The sequence below is a fragment of the Streptomyces sp. NPDC014864 genome, from assembly GCF_043081525.1.
Taxonomy (GTDB): Bacteria; Actinomycetota; Actinomycetes; order Streptomycetales; family Streptomycetaceae; genus Streptomyces.
In genome coordinates, this window is record NZ_JBIBWT010000004.1 from 270,774 (window position 1) to 286,107 (window position 15,334).

The 15,334-nt window shown below is 67.1% G+C and carries 12 protein-coding genes, 1 tRNA gene and 3 pseudogenes; 6 read left to right on the forward strand and 10 right to left on the reverse strand.

Going from position 1 to position 15,334, the window contains the following annotated elements; translation table 11 throughout:
* Positions 1 to 571: 571 nt before the first annotated feature.
* Both ACF1A5_RS09810 and ACF1A5_RS09815 read right to left on the reverse strand, forming a co-directional pair.
* Positions 572 to 880, reverse strand: coding sequence for a hypothetical protein (locus ACF1A5_RS09810; RefSeq protein ID WP_392192311.1), 309 nt, complete (start codon positions 878 to 880; stop codon positions 572 to 574).
* 167 nt (positions 881 to 1,047) lie between these two features.
* Positions 1,048 to 1,704 carry a hypothetical protein gene (locus ACF1A5_RS09815; protein WP_392192312.1) on the reverse strand — a complete coding sequence of 219 codons (657 nt, stop codon included), beginning with the start codon at positions 1,702 to 1,704 and terminating at the stop codon, positions 1,048 to 1,050.
* A 128-nt stretch (positions 1,705 to 1,832) separates the two neighbouring features.
* Between ACF1A5_RS09815 and ACF1A5_RS09820 the strand changes: the two are divergent.
* Both ACF1A5_RS09820 and ACF1A5_RS09825 read left to right on the forward strand, forming a co-directional pair.
* Positions 1,833 to 2,199, forward strand: a pseudogene (locus ACF1A5_RS09820) (tyrosine-type recombinase/integrase); the annotation flags it as partial.
* A 479-nt stretch (positions 2,200 to 2,678) separates the two neighbouring features.
* Positions 2,679 to 2,771 (forward strand): annotated as a pseudogene (locus ACF1A5_RS09825) (IS5/IS1182 family transposase); the annotation flags it as partial.
* A gap of 25 nt (positions 2,772 to 2,796) precedes the next feature.
* Here ACF1A5_RS09825 and ACF1A5_RS09830 read toward each other — a convergent pair.
* From ACF1A5_RS09830 to ACF1A5_RS09850, 5 genes are all read right to left on the reverse strand, one after another.
* Positions 2,797 to 3,663, reverse strand: coding sequence for a hypothetical protein (locus ACF1A5_RS09830; protein WP_392192313.1), 867 nt, complete (start codon positions 3,661 to 3,663; stop codon positions 2,797 to 2,799).
* Between the two features lie 205 nt (positions 3,664 to 3,868).
* Positions 3,869 to 4,279 carry a YrhB domain-containing protein gene (locus ACF1A5_RS09835; protein WP_392192314.1) on the reverse strand — a complete coding sequence of 137 codons (411 nt, stop codon included), beginning with the start codon at positions 4,277 to 4,279 and terminating at the stop codon, positions 3,869 to 3,871.
* A 521-nt stretch (positions 4,280 to 4,800) separates the two neighbouring features.
* Positions 4,801 to 4,874 (reverse strand) — tRNA-Pro (locus tag ACF1A5_RS09840).
* A gap of 34 nt (positions 4,875 to 4,908) precedes the next feature.
* Positions 4,909 to 5,694 (reverse strand): Pr6Pr family membrane protein, encoded by a 786-nt coding sequence (locus ACF1A5_RS09845; protein WP_392192315.1) that lies wholly within the window; start codon positions 5,692 to 5,694, stop codon positions 4,909 to 4,911.
* A gap of 289 nt (positions 5,695 to 5,983) precedes the next feature.
* Positions 5,984 to 6,910 (reverse strand): metallophosphoesterase, encoded by a 927-nt coding sequence (locus ACF1A5_RS09850; RefSeq protein WP_392192316.1) that lies wholly within the window; start codon positions 6,908 to 6,910, stop codon positions 5,984 to 5,986.
* A gap of 138 nt (positions 6,911 to 7,048) precedes the next feature.
* Here ACF1A5_RS09850 and ACF1A5_RS09855 point away from each other — a divergent pair, with 138 nt between their 5' ends.
* On the forward strand, positions 7,049 to 7,513 hold the full coding sequence (locus tag ACF1A5_RS09855) for a GatB/YqeY domain-containing protein (RefSeq protein ID WP_392192317.1): 465 nt from the start codon (positions 7,049 to 7,051) through the stop codon (positions 7,511 to 7,513).
* A gap of 140 nt (positions 7,514 to 7,653) precedes the next feature.
* On the opposite strand, the gene ACF1A5_RS09860 is transcribed toward ACF1A5_RS09855, so the two are convergent.
* A complete protein-coding gene (locus ACF1A5_RS09860) occupies positions 7,654 to 9,921 on the reverse strand; it encodes a transglycosylase domain-containing protein (RefSeq protein WP_392192318.1) in 2,268 nt (755 codons plus the stop codon).
* Between the two features lie 416 nt (positions 9,922 to 10,337).
* Between ACF1A5_RS09860 and wblA the strand changes: the two genes are divergently transcribed.
* The gene (wblA, locus tag ACF1A5_RS09865) at positions 10,338 to 10,676 is read left to right on the forward strand and encodes a transcriptional regulator WblA (protein WP_356184958.1); all 339 of its coding nucleotides are present in this window, start codon (positions 10,338 to 10,340) and stop codon (positions 10,674 to 10,676) included.
* A 246-nt stretch (positions 10,677 to 10,922) separates the two neighbouring features.
* Here wblA and ACF1A5_RS09870 read toward each other — a convergent pair whose 3' ends face one another.
* Positions 10,923 to 12,326 (reverse strand): ArsA family ATPase, encoded by a 1,404-nt coding sequence (locus ACF1A5_RS09870; RefSeq protein WP_392192319.1) that lies wholly within the window; start codon positions 12,324 to 12,326, stop codon positions 10,923 to 10,925.
* Complete coding sequence (locus ACF1A5_RS09875) at positions 12,323 to 13,300, reverse strand: ArsA-related P-loop ATPase (protein ID WP_392192320.1); 978 nt, start codon at positions 13,298 to 13,300, stop codon at positions 12,323 to 12,325. Before ACF1A5_RS09875 ends, ACF1A5_RS09870 begins: the two co-directional genes overlap by 4 nt.
* A gap of 692 nt (positions 13,301 to 13,992) precedes the next feature.
* Between ACF1A5_RS09875 and ACF1A5_RS09880 the strand changes: the two are divergent.
* Positions 13,993 to 14,193: pseudogene (locus tag ACF1A5_RS09880) on the forward strand (helix-turn-helix transcriptional regulator); the annotation flags it as partial.
* Positions 14,194 to 14,421: 228 nt separating this feature from the next.
* Complete coding sequence (locus tag ACF1A5_RS09885; protein ID WP_392192440.1) at positions 14,422 to 15,207, forward strand: hypothetical protein; 786 nt, start codon at positions 14,422 to 14,424, stop codon at positions 15,205 to 15,207.
* Positions 15,208 to 15,334 lie beyond the last annotated feature (127 nt).

A 15,334-nucleotide genomic window follows, 5' to 3' on the forward strand; every position in this document is an offset into this window, starting at 1 on the left:
TGATCTCTCAGCACCCGCCCTGAACTGGTGTTTCTCTGTCGGGGTGGCGGGATTTGAACCCACGACCTCTTCGTCCCGAAGGAACTTGCGCGGGTGGCCGACCACGGTTCGGTGGGCCTCTCAACTGCTGCGAGCGTCCACAGCCGTCCGCGCTCGTCCGCCGCTGTGCGTCGGCGTTGTCACGCAGTTAGACACTCACCCGCGAACCAGACCCGGCGCTTAGAAAATGCGGGCACGCCGTGATGGGACGGCCCGCCGGCACTCTGCCGCTACCGTGCCGGGCCGTCCAGTGCCGCTGCCGTCCGTCGTCGTTGCCGTCAACGTTGCCGTCACTGCTGGTGGATACGGCGTCGGGGGCCTGCCATCTGGTCTTCTGATGTTCCTCAACTCTGCTTCAAGGATGAGCGCCTGCGCCGGTACCCGAACCACCCCCCGTTGAGCAGGGGGAGGGCTGTCGTCGACTGTTGTCATCTGTCGTCGTCGGCCGCCCTCGGATGGCCCACAGACGGCCCAAGTTCGACCGTCACGAAATGGGTTCGGCAATCGGCGTGAGTGCCGAACCGCTTCCGGTTTACTGTCCGACGGTAAGTGCCCAGCGAACCTGGGATGGGGCCGTCACGTTCACGGTGCCGTGATCACGGGCGCGCTTCAGGGCGAGTTGGTTGAAGGTACTGCTGACCTCTCCATCCACGCATTCGAGGGGAAAGCTCAGCCCGATCGGTTCCACGGAGATGGTCAGGGTTCCCTTACCCTGGCAATTCACGAGGACTGACAGCGGTCCGGCCTTGATTCCGCCTCGGATCTCCACCTCTCGATTGCCCGTGGCGTTCACGGCCTGTGCCACAACCTTCCCGTCCGGAAGCACCGGCGCTTTGGTCACAGTCTCCCCAGGAACGTTCTCAGCGCGCTCTGACGTCGGCGAGCTGGTCGGAGAGGTTGTGGACCGGGGCGGCGACTTATGAGGAGAAGGCGTGGCCGGGTCCTGATCGCTGGTGCAGCCCGCCAACGCAACCACCGCTGCGAGTCCCGCGGCGGCCGTCAACTTCTTCAGCTTTCCCACAAGTACCACCCGACCCGGTAGGGGGAGTAGCTGACAACGGTCTTCTCGGGGGAGACAGTGCAATTCGTGTGAATCACGTAGCTGACCCCGGTGTGCTTCAGCCGGTAGACACCGTATTTGGCGTGCGTGGTCTTGTGGGGTGGGGTGTCCACGGCGATCTGGTTGCCGAGCTTGGCGGTGAGCTTCGCCGACACGGTGACGTTGAACTTGGCCTTGATCTTCATGAGCATCGTGTTGACCGACGTTTGCAGATCGCCGCTGACGGAGACACCTACCTCGCCCGTCACCTCAGAGGTGAAGGTCGACTTGGCAGTTCTGGAGGTGCCGTTGTAGTTCGCGTTCGTGGCCCCCACGCCCTGGTGGTACTGCTTGCCCTGCGACTTGGGCTTGTACACGAATTCAGTCTGACCGCAGTCTCGGCCGGCAGGTACTGCGTCGGGATCCGGCTTGCCCGTGGGTTCATCGTTGACCGCGTCATCGGGAACATCGGTGACCTGTTCCTCGGGTTCCTGCGGCGGCGCAGTGTTGATCTCGACCGGGTTCTCTGTGGGGTTGGAGTCTGCATTTGCAGTCCCGCCTACTCCGAGGCAGAGCAGCAGTGCCGTGCTGGACGCGATGGCAGTTCGACGCATCCGTATACCCATGGGTTCCCCCTTGTTAGTGGCCGCTGGTCAGGCGGCCGGATGCCCAGAACGCTACGGGCTGAGCATGCGCACTTCAAGAAAGAGATCTCGGTTCTGAGCGTAACTTGAGCTACCCGATGTCTCTTTGAACGCACCACCTGGAGCAGTTCGCTGCGGCTGGTCGTGACGGTCACGTCTTCGTCGGGCCGCAGGGCGGGCAGTTACGGCGGAGCAACTTCCGGGACGACTGGGTCAAGGCACGGCAGGCCGCAGGCGTCACGGCGGAGCTGCACTTCCACGATCTCCGGCACACGGGCACGCTGGCCCTCGACGGCGGGGGCAAGTACGCGTGAGCTGATGACGCGCATGGGCCACAGCAGCTCACGGGCCGCTCTGATCTATCAGCACATGACCAGCGACCGTGATCGGGCCATCGCGGATCGGCTCGGGGCCATGATCCGAGGCGGTGGGGGAGCGGCCTCCGAGTCCTCTGGAGAGGACGCCGAGCGGACGTAGTGGCGTGCGTGTGGCACGGCGCCTGGAACGACGAAGGGCCAGCCTGGGAGGGAAACCCTCCTGAGCTGGCCCTTTCTTCTGTGCCCCCGGCAGGATTCGAACCTCCGACACCCGCTTTAGGAGCAATGCCACTGACTTAACGGCGCGCGCAAGCCTTTGACCTGCGGCTGTACCCTCACGGCCGAGCTCTGGAAGGCGGCAAAGTCACCGGCATTGGCTTTAGGAGTTCGATCCGAACCCGCTCCGGCTGCTGTCGTCGGCTGGTGCCCTGGCCGGACAGAGTTGCTGATGTTCGTCCCCGTCCGGCGTCGTTGATGTCAGCCGTGGATGTCAGAAGCCTTCTGATCCGTGGCTCTATGTGGACCGGTAAGCGACGGGCATCGCGCCGAGGTCTCACAAGGCCGCTACAGGACGGGGTCGGTTGCTGTGGTTGCTGTACCTCGTTGCGGTATACCAAACAGACCCCCGCAACGCCATCCAAGGTCCTGCGGGACTGCCGTCTCAAGGGGCGCGGCGTTCACCAAGCCATGCTCGGCATCGCCCGGTTACACAACCTGACCCTCACCGGATAACCCACGCTCCATACGGGGCAACCTCTTAAGACCGGAGGGCTCTATAGAGCACTTCAAAATGCGATCGCTCCTCTTTAAGCGTGGTAACGCGTGCTAAGATCGGGCGCCTGTCTTCTTGGAGTTCCCGAATGGCGGTCTTGCGTAAGACCCAGCGGGGTCCGCAAGGCCCTGCGGCATTACCACTCCGGGTGGGGTGTATCACGATAGGTGACCGGCCGGACTGAAGCTTGCTCTCCTGCCGGTTCATGCGGGCTAGGACCGCCCTATCAGTGTCGCCCTTCAGCTCGTCGTATCGCTCGAAATGAGTTTTCGCCTTCTCGGCCCATTTAGCCGCTGCCTGCATGCCGGCGTCGTGGTTGATGAGCGCAATGGTGGCTGCAACAAGAGTCGCTTTGCGGTGCGCCTCAGCTCTTCGATCTGTGTGGGGGAGTAGCTTCTTCTCAAATGCTGTTATCTCGCTCTCGGCCGCCTGGAACACCACGCCAAGGTGCCCCTGCGCGAGCATGCGATGACGTTTCTTGCCCTTCTCGGTGGGTTCGTTGTTGGCGTCATCAAGCTCTACAGACGCAGCCCTGAGGCTCACATCGCCAAGCGTGCGGAGGGCGTCAGCAAGCGCGGTATCGAGCAGCTGCCCTACGAGGATATCGACGGCCGCTCCTGCTGCGTGCTTGCTCGCCACGAAGCTGATGTACTTAAGCGAGGTTGACGCCTTTGGCGGCTTGTCCTTGGCGTCAAGGATGCTGTAGAAAGTGGCGAAGGCCGCACTGGTGACAGTATTGACGCCCCTTTTGCCTGGCCTGGGCATAACGAATCGAAATCCACCGGAGCTCTGATCTCGATAGAGGCCGATCAGATGGCTTGCAGGATCGGAGAATGCGTTGCCGTTTACCATGCATACCCCCCTTGTAATTACGGTCTTTAGGGGGTAAATAGATCGCCTCGGGTCATCCCTCGAGCCAACCCCGCAGGCGGTTCGCAAAGAAACAGCGTCGTGATCATGGACGCACTCTGCCGCCCACTCGCGATCACTCGATCGCTACCCAGTTCAACCAGTCGCCCCGACGCTCAGCATGCCCCGAGAACATACGGGACAACCCTTAAGAGCTGTCCCGTAACAGACACACGATCGCGCTCAAGGTGGACGCCTGCTTCCAGAGAGGCCTCTCCTCGAGTGTGCCGAACCGGACGTGCCCGGTCTCAAGATCGACGAGGATCGGCCAGCAGTCGAGGAGCTGATCCCTGGGGTCGCGTGAGGTTAGGTACTGGACGGAGTTATAGGGCACGATCAGGAGGCCATGGCCCACTCGGACTCGCGCTGCATCGATGGCGAGTGGTGGTTCTGTGGTGCGCTGGCTCCGCTCCAAGAACGTGACCGCGATCCGTAGGGCTTCTGCTTGCTCCGGCATGTGTCTCCCATATGCGCCCGGCTGATCAGAACCGCACCCTAGGCTGTCCCGCAAAGGCTTCCCGGAGACCCGGCGAGTCGGCTGGGCTGAGGACTCTGCCATGATCGCCTGTCGATGAGAGGGGCTGCAATGGCCATTGACGAGCGACCTGACCCGGGGCAGATCATCGCGAGAGCGGGACGGGCTTCTCCGCGGAGCAGCCCGAGCGAGCGATCCAGGTGTGGATGCATCTCGCCGCGAAGGCGGGTTGGGATGTCAACCGCGTCGACGAGGCTTCCATCGACCTGGACGCTGGCGGGTGCGGGATCGTCGACGTAGAGGGCCTCCGATACCTGGTGCGTCGAGGCCGAAGGGTGCGTCGGACGCTGTATGACGACAGCGGGGGAAGGCTTACTCAGCGACCGATCTTCGGCTTCGCTGCATGGGCGGAACCGGTGCTCTCCGCGGACAGCATCATCCCCTGAGGCCGGCACAAGGGTCTCGTGCTGCGTCTGGGACGACCCTATGTGGAGGACCTAGTGGACGTAGCGCCAACCCTGATCAACTTCGGTTGGCCCCCCGTTTGGCCCCCCAAGCACGAAAGAGGGCCAATCGCGATCACGCGATTGGCCCTCTGACCTGTGTCGGGGTGGCGGGATTTGAACCCACGACCTCTTCGTCCCGAACGAAGCGCGCTGCCAAGCTGCGCTACACCCCGATGCCACTGCGTTGCCGCGGCGACGTCGTTTACTTTAGCCCACCGGTGGCCGGAGACGAAATCCGGTTTTGTAGCGACGGCGGACGGGGTTCGGGCGGGTGTGGTCCAGGGCCACGAGGAGGACGGCCAGGGCGTAGAAGGAGAGGCCCAGGAGGAGGGCGTTGCCGAGGACGTGCTTGTAGCCGTGCCGGACGACGTCCAGGAATGGGTACAGGTAGCGGCCCGGTGCGCCGGGGTGGAGCAGTTCGCCCCGGGTGAGGGAGAAGGCCAGGTAGGTCAGGGGGTACAGCATCCATGTGGCCGTCTGGCGCAGGTGCAGGCGGTCGGGGATGGTCAGCAGGAGCCAGTCCAGGAGTGCCGCCACCGGGGCCGCGGTGTGGATGATCGCGCCGGCCGCCGCCTGCCACACCGTGTGGGTGCCCGGTGCGCCCGTCAGGGAGAACGGCGTGGCCGTGCGGGTCAGGAGCAGGTGGTAGACCAGGCCCGCGATGATGACGTAGAGCAGCGCCGCGCCGGTCAGTGCCGAGGGCAGGGGACGGCGGGCGGTCCACGCTCTGCGGGCCGAGGAGGCCATGACGGCGGCCAGCAGGACGGCGGCCTGGATCGCGAAGTGGCTCAGGACGTGGGCCGGGGGGCCGATGGCCACCTCGACGGCGACCGCGGCCGCGGTCGATGCGGCGACCAGCAGGCGGTAGAGCGCCGTCCAGGGGCGTCGGGTGGGCTCCACCACCGCGGTCGCGGGGACGGCGGAGGGCATCAGGACGGGTATGCCCGGGATCGCGGGGAGATCCGGTATGTCCCTGGGGATCGGGGCGGTCATGCCCTCACGGTAGGGAGAGGGGATGAATGGGGCGATTCGGGTGCGCTGTCCGAGTTACGGCAGGTCGGCGCCGGGGGTCGGTTCCGGGTGGGTCTGCCCCCGGGCCGTGAGGCCCCCGGCCTGGCCCGGCCTGGCCGACGCGGTTCCCGGACCTGCCGGTGGGTGCCGTGAGACCCCCCGCCCGGAACGGCCCGGCGGGCGCGGTGCCGGTTCGGGGCGCCTGTCCCGGCCAGGGACCCGCCCGCCACGGCTCCGGGCAGGACCCGTCCAGAGACCTGCCCAGGGCTGCCTACTCCCGACCAACCAGCGTCAGCAACGTCGCCTCCGGTGGGCAGGCGAAGCGGACCGGGGTGTAGCGGTTGGTGCCGCAGCCCGCCGAGACGTGCAGGTAGGAGGTGTGGCCCTCGGCCGTATGGGTGGACAGGCCCTTCACCCGGTCCGTGTCCAGGTCGCAGTTGGTCACGAGGGCCCCGTAGAAGGGGATGCAGAGCTGGCCGCCGTGGGTGTGGCCGGCCAGGATCAGGGGGTAGTCGTCGGCCGCGAAGGCGTCCAGGACGCGCAGGTACGGCGCGTGCACCACGCCCATGGAGAAGTCCGCCGAGCCCGACGGGCCGCCTGCCACCCGCGCGTAGCGGTCCCGCCTGATGTGCGGGTCGTCCAGGCCCGTCAGCTCCACCGACACGCCCTCGACCTTCAGGATGCCGCGCGTGTTCGTCAGGTTGAGCCAGCCCGCCGCGTCGAAGCCGTCGCGCAGGTCCTCCCACGGGTTGTGCACGACGCCGACCGCGGGCGCGTTGCCGTTCAGGCCGTGGCGGCCGTGGGCCTTCTCGATCAGGTAGCGGGCGGGGTTGCGGAGCTTGGGGCCGTAGTAGTCGTTGGAGCCGAAGACGTACGCCCCCGGGAAGTCCATCAGGGGGCCCAGCGAGTCCAGGACCTCCGGCACGCCCTCCGGGTCCGAGAGGTTGTCCCCGGTGTTGATCACGAAGTCCGGGCGCAGACCGGCCAGCGAGCGCAGCCAGCGCTGCTTCTTGCGCTGGCCGCCGACCATGTGGATGTCGGAGACCTGCAGCACACGCAGGGGGCGCATCCCGGAGGGCAGGACGGGGACGGTCACCCGCCGCAGACGGAAGGAGCGGGCCTCGAAGCCCGCGGAGTAGAGAAGACCGGCGGCCGCGACCGCCGTGATGCCCAGGGGTACTCCGTATCGCGCGCGCATGGGTCCATCGTGTCAGGCCCGTGCGGTGCGGCGGAAATCGTTCGGGAGATCGAAGGAACGGCGGCGAGGGGTCAACACTCGGGCGTGCCCCGGAAATCGGCGCGCGGGTGTGTCGGCGCACCTGCGACAATCGGACCCATGACCACGCTCAAGTCGAAGCTGCAGGAAGACCTCAACGCCGCGATCAGGGAGCGCGACGAGCTCCGCTCCTCGACGCTCCGGCTGACGCTCACCGCGATCACCAAGGAGGAGGTCGCGGGCAAGGAGAAGCGCGAGCTCTCCGACGACGAGGTCCTCAAGGTGATCACCAAGGAGGCCAAGAAGCGCCGTGAGGCCGCCGACGCGTTCGCGCAGGGCGGTCGTCCCGAGCAGGCCGAGCGGGAGAAGGCCGAGGGTGAGTTGCTTGCCGCGTACCTGCCCAAGCAGCTGTCCGACGAGGAGCTGAACCGGATCGTCGCGCAGGCCGTCGAGGAGGCCAGGGCGGCCGGTGCGGAGGGCCCGCGGGCCATGGGCGCCGTCATGAAGATCGTGAACCCGAAGGTCGCGGGCCAGGCCGAGGGCGGCCGCGTCGCCGCCGCGGTCAAGAGGCTGCTGGCCGGCTGAGCCGTCCGCAGCTCCAGCTCTGCACATCCGCGGCGCGCCCACTGAACGACAAGGGCGCCGGCAGCAACCCGCTGCCGGCGCCCTTCCCTGTGTCTCCCAGTACGGCGCCCGGTGACTTCAGAGCCTCACGCGCTCCCGCGTCAGCCCTTCCGCCCCCCGACGCCGTTTCCGTTGGATCCGCTCTGGCCCTGTATGAAGCCGTCGGGGAAGGAGAAGGTCGGAGTCGGGAAGGTGCCGCCGTCGCTGGTGCCGCCGCCGATCAGGCCGCCGATGTCACCGGTGCCGCCGGTGGGGCCGCCGGGGCCCTTCCCGTTTCCTTTTCCCTTGTTGTCCTTCTCGGGGTCCGGGATGTCGATGAGGTTGAAGGACGGCGCCGGCTTGCCCGCGAGGGCGCCGGTCATCGCGTCCCGCCAGATCGGGCCGGGCACCTGACCGCCGTAGACCAGGGAGTTGAACACACCGCCGATGCGGATGTTGATCATCTTCACCTTCTGGGTGGCGCTGCCCACCCACACCGCGCCCGACAGGTTGGGCGTGTAACCCACGAACCACGCGTTCTTGCGCTCGTCCGTCGTACCCGTCTTGCCCGCGTTGTCACGGTCGGACAGGCCGGCCTGCTGACCGGTGCCGGAGTCGACCACGCCCTGCAGCAGGGTGTTCACGGTGTCCGCGGTCTTCTGGGACATCACCCGCGAGCACGTCGTCTTCGGGACCGGGAGCGACTTCTCGCGGTTGCCGACCCGCTGCGTGATCGACTGGATGGCGACCGGCGTGCAGTAGGTGCCCCGGTCGGCGAAGGCGGCGTAGGCGCTCGCCATCGTCAGCGGCGAGAGGCCGATCGAGCCCAGTGCGATGGCGGGCTTCTCGGGCAGCTTGCTGCCGTCGCCCTGCACCACGTGCAGCTTGTCGGTCATGTTGGCCACCGGGCACAGGCCGATGTCGGAGATCATCTGGACGAAGTAGGTGTTGATGGACTTCGCCATCGCCTCCTTCATCCGGTACGGGCCCTTCTCCGACTCGTTCTCGTTCTCGACCTGGGTGTGGTCCTGGTTGGTCCAGGGCCGGCCGTCGCACGTCTGGACGGGGCTCGGGTACTCCATCTTGTACGGCGCCGAGTACTGCTGCGTCGGCGGCCGGCCCTGCTCCAGCGCGGCCGCCGCCACGAACGGCTTGAACGTCGAACCCGTCGGGAAGCCGAAGTTGGAGCCGCCCATGGAATTGCCGACCGAGTAGTTGATCTCGGTCTCGTTCTTGCCGTAGCCGTACGGCTTCGACTGGCCCATCCCCATGATTTTGCCGGTGCCGGGCTCGACCAGCACCGACGCCGCGGCGACCGCGTCCGACTGGTAGACGTGCTTCTTGAGCGAGGCCTGCACGGACTGCTGGGCCTGCGGGTCCAGCGTCGTGCGGACGGTGAGGCCGCCCTGGTTCCAGACCTTGGCGCGCTTCTCGCGGGAGGCGCCGAACACCGGGTCGTTGAGGAAGACCTGCTCGACGTACTTGCAGAAGAAGTTGGCGCCCTTGACCGCCGTGATGCAGCCGTTGCGCGGCTGGGTCATCCTCAGGCCCAGGGGCGCCTTCTTCGCCTGGTCGGCCTCCCCCTGCGACACGTCGCCGACCTCGGCCATGCGCTGCAGCACGACGTTGCGCCGCCTGGTGGCCTCCGCCTCGTCGTTGACCGGGTCGTAGCGGCTCGGCGACTGGACGATGCCGGCCAGCAGCGCCGACTCGGGGAGGGTGAGGTCCTTGGCGTGCTTGCTGAAGTAGCGCCGCGAGGCGGCCTCGATGCCGTAGGCCTGCTCGCCGAAGAAGGTGATGTTCAGGTAGTTCTCGAGGATCTTCTTCTTGCCCAGCTCCTGCTCGACCTGGATCGCGAACTTCAGTTCCTTGACCTTGCGGCCGAGGGTCTGCTGGGTGGCCTGCGCGACCTTCGTCGGGTCGTCGCCGGCCTCCTCCACGAAGACGTTCTTCACATACTGCTGCGTGAGTGTCGAGGCGCCCTGGGCGACCCCGCCGCTCTGCGCGTTCTTGTTCAGGGCGCGCAGGACGCCCTTAAGGTCGATCGCGCCGTGCTGGTAGAAGCGCGAGTCCTCGATCGCGACGATCGCCTTCTGCATGTACGGCGAGATGTCCTTGAGGTCGACCACCGTACGGTCCCGGGAGTAGACCTGAGCGATCTGGCCGCCCTTGCTGTCCAGGATGGTGGTGCGCTGGCTGAGTGGTGGGCGCTTGAGGTTGGCCGGGATCTCGTCGAACCCCTCGACCGAGCCCTTGGCCGCCAGGCCGAACACCCCGGCGGCGGGCAGCGCGATACCGGCCAGCACCACTCCCGCGAGCACACTGACCCCGAGGAACTTGGCGGCCTGCTGCATGGGCGAGAGGCCACCGCCCGAGCGCTTGTTTGGCATGAGGGCAGCCTACGTTCTCATTCGCCGGACACGCGTATAGGCCTTGGCCTAAGCTGCTGCCAACTGTCACAGCGGCGCGGCCACGTATCAATACGTCCGGCGGACCCGAAACGTTCCGGGTCTGCGCGACTTTCTTTGTCGAGACGTGTGGGGTGTGCCCGAATTCGCCTTGTGTGCCACCTGGCGTCCGTTGTGGCGCAACAGGACCGTCCTCAATTGCCGGTTATGTCGCACATGTCGTCAGCTCACTCCCCCGGGTGATCTGCCGCTTACCCATAGTCCGTTCGGGCCATTCAAGATTGGGCCCGAAGGGGGTGTTGCGCTGTGCCCACCTTCCGTAACGTCCTCAACTGGCGGCGGTGAATATGCCGCTGCCGCCGTGGGGGAGCCTCGATTCGGGAGAGGACGGCGCCGGTATGGGCTGGGTAACCGACTGGAGTGCGCAGGCGGCCTGCCGCACTACCGATCCGGATGAACTGTTCGTTCAGGGAGCAGCGCAGAACAGGGCCAAGGCGGTGTGCACCGGATGCCCGGTACGCACCGAATGTCTGGCCGACGCGCTCGACAACCGCGTCGAGTTCGGCGTGTGGGGAGGCATGACGGAGCGGGAGCGCCGCGCGCTGCTGCGCCGCCGGCCGACCGTCACTTCGTGGCGCCGGCTGCTCGAGACCGCCCGTCTCGAGTACGAGCGCGGGGTGGGCCTGGTGCCGCTCGACGACGACCAGGTGTACGAGAACTACGCGGCGGTGAGCTGAGGGCACTTGTGGCGGCCGTCTGAGGGCACCTCCCCAGCCGGCGGCCCGAGGGCATGTCCCTCCATGGATCGAGGGCGCCTTCCTCGATGGTCGAGGGCGCCCCTGTACCGGGTCGGCAGGCGCACCCTTTTCAGGGCCGGGTGCGCCCTTGGCCGGTGTCGGGTGCCAGGGGTGCCACGGTTGTCATGTGGGTCATGGGTGCCACGGGTCAGGCGGCGGAAGGCCTCCGGTTACGTGTCGTGGGTGTCAGGCAGTCGCCTCCGGCAGTTCCCGTTCGTTGTCCGCGAGTCGGTTTCCGATGTCCCGCAGCCCCGAGAGGTCGTGCACATCGCCGGGCAGCGCGGCCACCTCGGCCACCGCGACCTCGGGATGCAGCGCGGTGAAACGGTCCCGCGTGCGCCGCTCCCGGGAGAGCAGCTGCATGCGGTCCGCGTGCAGCCTCAGCAGGCCGGCGGTGAGCTGGTCCACGGAACGCTCGGGGTCCGCGGATTCCGTGCCCGGCGCGGGCTCGGTCTGCGACGACCCCGTCCCGGATCGCTCCGGGCCGGTGGGGGAGCCGTCGCCGGGAGCCGGTGCGCCCGAAGCGCCGGAGACGTCGGAAACGGGAGCATCTGAACTGCCGTACGTGTCGGGAGAGTTACGAAGTCCAGCCTTCCCGTCCCCCTGATCCACAATGCGGCGCTCCTCAAGATTTTCCGCGGCGGCGAGCGCCCGTTCGGCCGACAGCCGTTCGGCGCCGCTGCCGTGGACCCGGTTGAGGACCAGACCGGCGAGCGGCATCCGCTCCGCGGCCAGCCGCTCCACGAAGTACGCGGCCTCGCGCAGCGCGTCCCGCTCCGGGGCCGCGACCACCAGGAACGCCGTCCCGGGCGCCTGGAGCAGCTTGTACGTGGCGTCCGCGCGGGTGCGGAACCCGCCGAAGGTCGTGTCCATCGCGGCCACGAACGTCTGGACGTCCTTGAGCAGTTGACCGCCCAGCAGCTTGCCGAGCGTGCCGGTCATCATCGACATGCCGACGTTCAGGAACTTCATGCCCGCGCGCCCGCCCAGCTTGGCCGGGGCCGTCAGCAGCCGGATCAGGCGGCCGTCGAGGAAGGAACCGAGCCGCTTGGGCGCGTCCAGGAAGTCGAGCGCGGAACGCGACGGCGGGGTGTCGACGACGATGAGGTCCCACTCGTCCTTGGCGCGCAGCTGGCCGAGCTTCTCCATCGCCATGTACTCCTGCGTGCCGGCGAAGCCCGCCGAGAGCGACTGGTAGAAGGGGTTGGCCAGGATCGCGGCCGCCCGCTCGGGGTCCGCGTGCCCCTCGACGACCTCGTCGAAGGTGCGCTTCATGTCGAGCATCATCGCGTGCAGCTCGCCGTCGCCCTCAGTGCCCTTCACCCGGCGCGGGACGTTGTCGAGCGAGTCGATGCCCATGGACTGCGCGAGGCGGCGGGCCGGGTCGATGGTGAGGACCACCACCTTGCGGCCGCGCTCGGCGGCCCGCAGCCCGAGGGCCGCCGCGGTCGTCGTCTTGCCGACACCGCCCGAACCGCAGCAGACCACGATCCGGGTGCCGGGATCGTCCAGCAGGGGATCGACGTCGAGCAGGGGCGCGGGGGCCAGCCGGCGGGGCGGTTCGTGCGCGTGGGCCGGGTCCGGGCTCATGACATCCCCTGCTTCCGCAGCTCGGTCGCCAGTTCGTACAGGCCCGCCAGGTCCATGCCCTCGGCGAACAGCGGCAGTTCGTGCAGCGGCAGGCCGAGCTCACCGAGGACGGACCGCTGCTCCTGCTCCAGCAGATACCGTTCTGCGTATTCCTCGGCCTGCTCCAGCAGCGGCTCCACCAGCCGCTCGGCGTTTCCGCCGCGCCGCGCGCCGCCGAGGCCGGCGGCGGACAGGGACCGGGCGAGCGCGGTGCGCGGCACGGTCCGTACGCGTTCCAGGTCGAGCCCGTCCAAAACCTGCGGACGCACCATGTTCACGATGACGCGTCCCACCGGCAGTCGCGCCCCGCGCAGTTCGGCGATGCCGTCGACGGTCTCCTGGACCGGCATCTCCTCCAGCAGCGTCACCAGGTGCACCTCCGTCTCGGCGGACTTCAGCACCCGCATCACGGCCTGCGCCTGATTGTGTATGGGGCCGATCTTCGCCAGGCCGGCCACCTCGTCGTTCACGTTGAGGAAGCGGGTGATGCGACCGGTGGGCGGGGCGTCCATCACGACGTGGTCGTACACGAAGCGGCCGGCGCGGTCCTTGCGCCGCACCGCCTCGCACGCCTTGCCGGTCAGGAGGACGTCCCGCAGGCCCGGCGCGACGGTGGTGGCGAAGTCGATGGCGCCGAGCTTCTTCAGGGCCCGGCCCGCGCCGCCGAGCTTGTAGAACATCTGGAGGTAGTCCAGCAGGGCCAGTTCGGGGTCTATGGCCAGGGCGTACACCTCCCCGCCCCCGGGAGCGACCGCGATCTTCCGTTCCTCGTAGGGCAGCGCCTCCGTTTCGAAGAGCTGTGCGATGCCCTGCCGACCCTCGACCTCGACGAGAAGCGTTCGCTTCCCCGCCGTGGCGAGGGCAAGCGCGAGGGCGGCGGCGACCGTGGTCTTTCCGGTCCCGCCCTTGCCGCTGACGACCTGGAGCCTGCTCACGTCTTCGAGCCTAACCAGTCCGCGCTCGGGCTACGCGGGAGGCTGTGGACAACAGCGGATACAGTCGGCCCCATGACCAAGTGGGAATACGCAAAGGTTACGCCACGAACGATGACATGAACAGAAGGGCCTCTGACCTGCGGTTATGACCCCGCCCGTGCACCACAGGGGACGTGCGCACGAACGGGGCAGCCGACCCGCTGAGACCTACACCAGTCGATCAGCGGGCCGGAGATTACGAGGGTCGCTGGGGTGCCCGTACACCATGTGCGTGTGCATGGCGTACACGACCTCCCTTGCCAATTGCGGCGCCCTGGTCTGGATAACGGCACTCAGCGACACACGCAGACGCGCACAGACAGGGCACGTATCAGGGTCCACTCTGCCCGGCCGAGGGATACGCAGATCAAGCATGGCTAGCCCCTCTGATCGGGCACGGCCCTAGGTGCTGGTACTGCACGACTGGCGAGCCTGAGACACGTTCCGGGGTCAGCCGTCGGGCTTGCTCCGTCACCTTGAACGGCGCCTTACACGCTGCGCACCTCGTACCAGCGGGCGGATAGGTCGTGTATTCCGTCGCTGCGCTCATGACGTCCCCTCGAATCGCTCCTTAGAGGGTCCAGACTCCTGCGGGCATTGATCAGCGACTAGCGGCCCCCTGTAGGCCACGTGTAGGCCAGACTTGAGGTGTGGTGACCAGCATTGGGGCGAACATCCGGCGCCTACGCGAGCAGCGAGGTTGGAGTCAGGCACGCCTCGCGCGTGAGGTCTGCCGTGCCGCTGGCGTTCAGGGCGAGCCGGTAGGGCGCCAAGAGGTCAGCCGGTGGGAGACAGGCAAGCGCACACCCCGCGAATGGCTGCCGCTCATTGCTGGCGCCCTAGGCGTGTCCATCGAGACCCTGCGCGAGCCGCTCAAGCCTGCTGAGCCACCCTTGCCGACACTCGCCGACTTCCTGCCCGAGGATGACCCGCTAAGTCCGCTAGAGGGGCGCTCAGGGCGCCGTATCGGCATGGGCACCGTGGCAGACCTACAGCAGCGCGTGCATGGCCTACGGCTCGCCGATGACGTCCTAGCCGGGGGAGATCTCATCCGCCCTGCGCTACGGGACATGAGACGCGCTGTGAAGCTCTACCGGGAGAGCAGCCACACCAGCGAGGTAGGGCGCCAACTCCTGCGTCAGATTGGCGAGTTGGCCCAAATCGCGGGATGGATTGCCAGCGACGCAGGCCAGCATGCGGAAGCTGAGCGCATCTACCGGCTAGGGATCAGCGCAGCGAGGCAGGCGGAAGACCACACCCTTGCAGGCAACATCGCTGGCTCACTCGCCTACCAACTCAGCAACACAGGCAGGGAAGTCGAGGGCGTCACGCTGGCGCATGCAGCCCTGAACGATGCCGGGCCGGATGCCCCGCCAAAGGCACGCGCGCTGTACCTCGATCGAGTCGCTTGGGCACATACAAAAGCCGGGGGAGTCGACAACGGGCAAGCAGCCATGCGCGCACTCGGGGAAGCCGGACAAGCGCTCAGCCAAGACAGCGAGGGAATCGAGTCGCCTGCCTACCTGTATTGGGTCGACGCTGGCGAGCTACGGGTCATGGAATCGCGCGTCTACACAGAGCTTCACCGGCCCCTACGTGCCGTTCCCTTGCTGCGAAGCGTGCTCAGCGAATACGACGCAACGCACACCCGGGAAATGGCGCTGTACCTCTCATGGCTAGCCGTGGCACTGGCAGACGCGAATGAGCCCGAGGAAGCGGCGAGCGTGGCTGACCGAGTCATTTCCCTAGGGGCTGACACCCCGTCAGAAAGAGTGGCTGAGCGAGTGCGCGTCATTCTCGACCGGCTGAGGGAATACGCGGACGTGCCGGAAGTCGCAGCGCTACTCGCCGAGCACCAGGCTGCTTAGCTCACGCACAGCCAACTGCAAACGAATGTTCGAAGAAACCGCAGGTCAGGCAACCGCCGGCATTTTGACCCCGTTCCACTCGCGAACGCAAGAAAGCCCCGGCCCTGGGGTGTCCCAAGGTCGGGGC